This is a genomic window from Streptomyces sp. B1866 (assembly GCF_031932565.1).
In the GTDB taxonomy this organism is placed as follows: Bacteria; Actinomycetota; Actinomycetes; order Streptomycetales; family Streptomycetaceae; genus Streptomyces.
On record NZ_JAVSCF010000327.1, the window covers coordinates 1 to 6,045 of the forward strand.

Sequence of the window (6,045 nt, forward strand, 5' to 3'; positions counted from 1 at the left end):
CGGCCGCCCGAGGGACCGCCGGACGGCAGTGGCGCCAGGCCCTCCGGCGGACCCGGCCTCCGGAGCGCCGCCCCAGGCCGGAGCCGCCCCGGCCGCGGCGCGCACCGGGTCGGCGGGGGCCGTGGCCGCTGCCGGGCGCGCCGGGTGGGGCACGTACGATGTGGGCATGTCGTTCCTCCGCCGCCGCAGCCCCGCCACGCCCACCGGGCCGGACTTCGACGTCCTGGCCATGGACCCGGGTGACTGGCCCGGCGACCTGGGAGCGGGTCTGCTGCCCGCGCCCGACGGCAGCTGCCAGGGCGTCTTCCTGCGCTACGACCTGTTCGGCGGACGCGGCCCGGCCATGATCATCGGCAACCTGCCCGAGGGGTCACCGGCCCGCGAGCTGGCCGAGGGCCAGCCGCCGTTCGAGGTGGCCCAGTTGCTGGCCGCGCTCGGCGACGACGAGCCCGTCCAGGTCGTGGACACCGAGGACACCCCCGTGATGCACGACGACAACCTGCTCATCGTGCGCCGCGTCAAGCTCTCCGAAAGCCGCATCGCCTGCGCCCAGTTCGACCGCAGCGACGGCGTGCTCGTCACCATCGCCAGCTGGGACCGGCCCATCACCGACGACCTGTACCGGCTGCTCAAGCCGCTGCCCGCCGAGATGTTCCAGCAGGGCTGAGCGCGGCCGGGGACCTCCCGGTCCCCGGCGCGCGCCGCGGACCGGCCTGCCGGGGCCGGTCACCCGCCGGACGGCCGGACCGTCACGTCGGCGGCCCGGACGAACGCCACCCGGTGCCCGAACTGGATCTGGTAGTACGTGTCTTTTCCGCGTACCACCGCGTGCCCGGCCGGGTCGAAGGTGGTCGCCCACAGGTACTCGCCGCGCGTGGCCAGGCCCAGCGCGTAGGACTGCCCGGCCGGCAGCCGGTACGGCAGCGGCGAGACCGCCTGCACGGGCACGCCCTGCGGATACGCCTCCTGCTCCGGGTAGGCGCGGCCGTACACCGGGACGTCGGCCAGGCCCGCGCGCGGCGTGACCACCGGGCCGGCGGCGTCCACGGCGGCCGGCCGGTCCTCGGCGTCGCGGAACCACGCCTTCTGGCCGAGGTACCAGACCGCCGTCCAGCCGGCCTGCCGCCCGGCCACCGCGAAGGTCTGCCCGGTGGAGGCGCGGGCGCCGGTGTCGTTGACCCCGGTCGTGGACTCCCCGCCGTCCGGGCGCAGCCCGATGTCCTTCACCAGCGGCGCGTCCTCGCTCGGCGCCGTGTGCAGCCGCACCGCGCCCGAGCCGTGCGCGGCGCAGGGCCGGCTCCCCGCCTCGCAGCCGGTGTAGACGGGCTGGTTGGCCTCGTAGCGGGGGCGGATGGTGGCCAGGCCGCCGCGCGGGCCCGCGGTGCGGCGGAAGGGCGCGCCGAGCAGCTCGAAGTAGTGGGCCCAGTCCCAGTACGGCCCGGGGTCGGTGTGCATGCCCCGGACGCCGGCCGCGGTCGGGCCGGGCACGTTGTCGTGGCCGAGGATGTGCTGCCGGTCCAGCGGGATGCCGTGCCGCCGCGCCAGGTACCGCACCAGCCGCGCCGAGTCGCGGTACATCGCCTCCGTGTACCAGGCGTCCGGCGCGGCGAGGAAGCCCTCGTGCTCGACGCCGACGGACTTGGCGTTGACGTACCAGTTGCCCGCGTGCCAGCCGACGTCCTTCACCGGCACGTGCTGGGCGATGTGCCCGTCGGCGGACCGGACGCTGTAGTGCCAGGAGACGTACGCCGGGTCCTGGACCAGCTTCAGCGTGGTGTCCCAGGTGGCCTCGGTGTCGTGCACGACGATGTAGTCGACGCTCTGGGACGCGGGCCGGTCGGCCAGGTCGTGGTTGCCGTACCCGCCGCCCGCCAGCTCCTGGTACGGGGCCGGCACCCACGAGCAGGCCACGCTCCGCGGGCACTCCACGCGCTCGTCCCGGGCGGGTGCGGGCAGGCCCAGGCGCCGGATCTGCGCCCGGTCGGGGACCAGGCCGGGGCTGGCCGGCAGCCGCAGCCGCCGGCCCTCCTCGGTGGTGCGCCGCTGCCCGCGGCGGATGACGTCGTAGACGTCGTCGGCGAAGACGGCGGCGGTCGCGGCGTCGTCGGCGCCGGAGTAGGCGGCCACCGCCCCGTACCAGTCGGCCGGGTCGGGGCTCGGCGGCAGGCCGAGCCGCCGCTGGGCGTCGGCCAGCAGGGCGGCCCCGCCGCGCACGTTGGCCGCCTCGTCGCCGCGCAGCGCGGCGGGCGGCAGCCCGGTCAGCCGCGCGGCCCGGTCCAGGGTGCGCAGCCGGGGCGGCAGCTCGCGCGGGGCGGGGGCCTCGGCGGGGCGCCGCGGCGGGCGGGCGGTGTCGCCGCGCGGATCCTCCGCACCCTCGCCGTGGTGCGGCGCCTCGGCCAGCGCCGTCCGCGCGTCGGTCAGGTGCATCGGCCCGTACCCGCCCGTGACGCTCGGCGCGCCGCCGTGGCCGTCCCAGCGGGATTCCAGGTACGACACGCCGAGCAGCACGGGCAGCGGGACCCGGTAGCGGTCGGCCGCGCCGGCGAACGCCCGCGCCAGCGTGTCGCGCCCCGGCTGCCCGGCCGAGGCGGACGGCGTGGCGGACACCAGGGGCAGCAGCAGCGCGGTCGCCGCCGCGGCGCCGGCCACTCGCAGCGCCGGTCCGCGGCGCCGGGCGCCGGCGCGCGGCGCGGGTCTCGCGGGTCGTGCCTGGAAGGGTGCGGGGGCGGATCCTCGCAATGCAGCCTCCTCGGTGCGGGCCGCGCGGGGCGCGGTCGCGGACGGTGCGCTGGTGGGGGTGCGGGGCCGGGCCCCTCAGAGGTACCGGCTGCCGGGCGGCGCCGTCAATCACGCCGGGCGGCCTGTGGATAACCTCCGCCGGCCCGCCGGCCGGCCGCGCCCGCCCCGGCGCGCGAGGAAGCTGACCGCCCGCCAGACGCCCGCACCCGCCCGTACGCCCGCCCCGGCCGCGCCCCGCTCGTACGCCCCGGCCGCGCGCCCCGCTCGTACGCCCGCCCCGGCCGCGCGCCCGCTCCGGCACGGTCCCCATGCCCGGGCGTGCGGACGCGCGCGGGCCGGTACCGGCGGCCCGCCGGTACCGGCCCGCGTGGGGCCCGGGTCAGCGCATGCCGACCGCGGACCGCACGGCCTGCCGCGCCAGGCCGCAGTCGTCGTGCAGTCTGCGCAGCAGCAGGCGGTGCTCCTCCCCGGCCGCCACACCGCCGCAGGGCGCCGGGGAGGGGTCGCGCATGGCGCGCTGCACGGCCGTCTCGTAGCGCCGGATCTCCCGGGTCAGCACGAGCATCAGGTTCACCAGGAAGGCGTCGCGCGACACCGGCCCCGCCGCCTGCGCCAGCTGGCCGATCTGCCGCCGGGCCGCCGGTGCGTGGCCGAGCACCGTCCACAGGGTCGCCAGGTCGTATCCCGGCAGATACCAGCCCGCGTGGTCCCAGTCCAGGAGCACCGGCCCGCCCGGGGCGAGCAGCACGTTGCTCAGCAGCGCGTCGCCGTGGCAGAACTGCCAGGGGACCTGCTCGGGCGTGTGCGCGAACCCGTGCAGCAGCGCGCGCAGGTCGCCGACGTCCCGGTCGGTCAGCAGGCCCAGTTCGTGGTAGCGCTTGACGATGGCCGCGTAGTCGATGGGCGCGTCGAACACGCCGGCCGGCGGCCGCCACAGGTTGATCCGGCAGATGGCGCCCAGAGCGGCGCGCACGTCGGTGCGCAGCACACCCCGCTCGGGATGCCGCCGCGCCGCCGCCACCCGGCCGGGCATCCGCTCGACCACCATGGTGCAGCCCTCGGGGTCCGCGGCGATCAGCCGGGCCACCCGCACCGGGGGCCGGTTGCGGCCGAAGGCCCGGTAGGCGGCTATCTCGTGCCGGAACCGCTCGACCCACGCGGGGGAGGTGTCCAGCAGGCACTTGGCGACCGCGGTGAACCGGCCCGCCGTGCCCAGCAGCAGCACCGACCGGGTGCCGCGGCGCAGCACCTGGGCGGGGCTGAACTCCGGACAGATGCGGTGCACCGCCGCGAGGGCCGTCCGCAGCCGCGCGCCCTGCGGCCCCGACAGGTCCAGGCGCACCCCCAGCGCGCCGGCGCCCAGGACCGCGGCCCGCCGCGCCCGCTCGCCGGGCGGGGCCTCGGCGGACGGCCCGCCGCCCGGCGGGTGCCGGTGATATGGCCGCGGGGAGGCGGACACGGAGGACGATGCTGTGTGCATGGACGATGCAGATCCCTTCGTGTGCCGACGGGGTGCCGACGGGTCGCGTGCGCCCCCCGGCCGCGGTGGCGAGTCCTCGTCACCTGGGGAATGCCGGTTCCGCCGCCGGGCCGGAGGCCGCGTTCCTACACCACACCCGGCGCGTGGTGGCACACCATCTGGCGTGGCCTGGCGAAGCCTGGCGAATGGGCCCACGGGCCCTGACGCGCCGTTACTGTCAAGCCAGCCGAGGAACCTGGGGGCTTGACGTGACGAGGGAACCCAACACCCGTCTCGCGGACCTGTTCGGCATCGCCGGCTGGTCCAAGGGGGAACTGGCGAGGCTCGTGAACCGGAGGGCGGCGGCCATGGGCCATCCGCACCTGGCGACCGACACCTCGCGGGTGCGGCGCTGGATCGACACCGGCGAGACGCCGCGCGATCCCGTGCCCAAGGTGCTGGCCGACCTGTTCACCGAGCGCCTCGGTCGTGTGGTGACCACCGAGGACCTGGGCTTCGTGCGAGCGGGTCGGGCGGGGGCGGGGCGGGCCGAGGGGCTGCCCTGGACCGCCGCGCGGACGGCCGCGGTCCTCACCGAATTCACGGGAATGGACCTCATGTTCAACCGACGCGGCTTGGTGGGCGCGGGCTCCGCGCTCACCGCAGGCTCAGCGCTGGCCGGCGCCCTGCACGGCTGGCTGCACACCTACCCGGCTCCCGCCCCCGACACGTCCCTGTCCGCTCTGTCCCCGCTGTCCGGCCCGGCCGGGGAGGCGGACGCCGCCGGATCCGGCCGCTACGAGGCGACCCCCGTGGGCGCCGCGGAGGTCGACGCCCTGGAGAACTCCGTCGAGATCTTCCGGGCGTGGGACGCCCAGCGCGGTGGCGGCCTCCAGCGCAAGGCCGTGGTGGGCCAGCTCAACGAGGTGGGCGGCATGCTGGCCTACCGCCACCCCGAGCACCTCCAGCGCAGGCTGTGGGGCGTGGCGGCGAACCTGGCGGTGCTCGCCGGGTGGATGTCCCACGACGTGGGCCTGGAGCCGACCGCGCAGAAGTACTTCGTCATCGCCGCGCACGCGGCCCGGGAGGGCGGCGACCGGCCGCGGGCCAGCGAGGCGCTGTCCCGCGCGGCCCGCCAGATGGTGCACCTCGGACGGCCCGACGACGCCCTGGACCTGATGAAGCTGGCCGGCTCCGGGGCGGGCGACACCGCCCTGCCGCGCACCCGGGCCATGTTCGGCACCATCGAGGCGTGGGCGCAGGCCGCCATGGGCGACGGCCAGGCCGTGCGCCGCACCCTGGGCCGGGCCGAGGAGCTGTTCGTCTCCGACCGGGGCGACACGCCGCCGCCCAGCTGGATGCAGATGTTCGACGAGGCGGACCTGTACGGCATGCAGGGGCTGGTCTACCGGACGCTGGCCGAACACGACCCGCGCGCCGCGGGCCCCGCGCAGCGGTGCGCCGCGCGGGCCCTGGAGCTGCGGCAGGAGGGCCGCCAGCGGTCGGTGATCCTGGACCACCTCTCGCTGGCCTCGGCGTGCTTCCTGGGCGACGACCCGGAGCGGGCCGACCGCTACGCGCGCCTGGCGCTGCTGAGCATCGAGCAGAACTCCTCGCACCGTACCTGGGACCGGCTGCGGGAGATGTACCGGCTGACGAACCGGTACGCGACCTCGTCCGCCGTCCGCGACCTGCGCGAGGAACTGCGGCGGGCGCTGCCCCGCGGCCCCGGGGCCGCGGAAGCGGGAGCCCAGGGCGCGACCCCGGTGTAGCCGCGCGGGAGCCGCCGCGAGGGCCGCGGCGCGCGGCCAGGACCGCCCGACACGCCCGCCGCCGGGAGCGGACGC

Annotated in this window: 4 protein-coding genes; 2 read left to right on the plus strand and 2 right to left on the minus strand. The window is 77.5% G+C overall.

Translation table 11 applies throughout. The annotated features are described in order from the left end of the window. The first annotated feature begins 166 nt into the window (after window positions 1–166). Window positions 167–667 (plus strand): hypothetical protein, encoded by a 501-nt coding sequence (locus tag RKE29_RS27145; RefSeq protein WP_312008309.1) that lies wholly within the window; start codon window positions 167–169, stop codon window positions 665–667. 59 nt (window positions 668–726) lie between these two features. Here RKE29_RS27145 and RKE29_RS27150 read toward each other — a convergent pair whose 3' ends face one another. Both RKE29_RS27150 and RKE29_RS27155 read right to left on the minus strand, forming a co-directional pair. After that, a complete protein-coding gene (locus RKE29_RS27150) occupies window positions 727–2,655 on the minus strand; it encodes a peptidoglycan recognition family protein (protein ID WP_312008313.1) in 1,929 nt (642 codons plus the stop codon). Window positions 2,656–3,118: 463 nt separating this feature from the next. Beyond that, window positions 3,119–4,219 (minus strand): aminoglycoside phosphotransferase family protein, encoded by a 1,101-nt coding sequence (locus tag RKE29_RS27155; protein WP_312008311.1) that lies wholly within the window; start codon window positions 4,217–4,219, stop codon window positions 3,119–3,121. Between the two features lie 248 nt (window positions 4,220–4,467). Here RKE29_RS27155 and RKE29_RS27160 point away from each other — a divergent pair, with 248 nt between their 5' ends. Continuing rightward, window positions 4,468–5,970: a hypothetical protein gene (locus RKE29_RS27160; protein WP_312008312.1), complete on the plus strand. Its 1,503-nt coding sequence runs from the start codon at window positions 4,468–4,470 to the stop codon at window positions 5,968–5,970. The last annotated feature ends 75 nt before the right edge of the window (window positions 5,971–6,045 follow it).

Excerpts from the sequence above, each read along its gene's own strand:
- RKE29_RS27155 (WP_312008311.1), bottom strand. The coding sequence starts at position 4,219 with ATGCACACAGCATCGTCCTCCGTGTCCGCCTCCCCGCGGCCATATCAC.
- RKE29_RS27145 (WP_312008309.1), top strand. The coding sequence starts at position 167 with ATGTCGTTCCTCCGCCGCCGCAGCCCCGCCACGCCCACCGGGCCGGAC.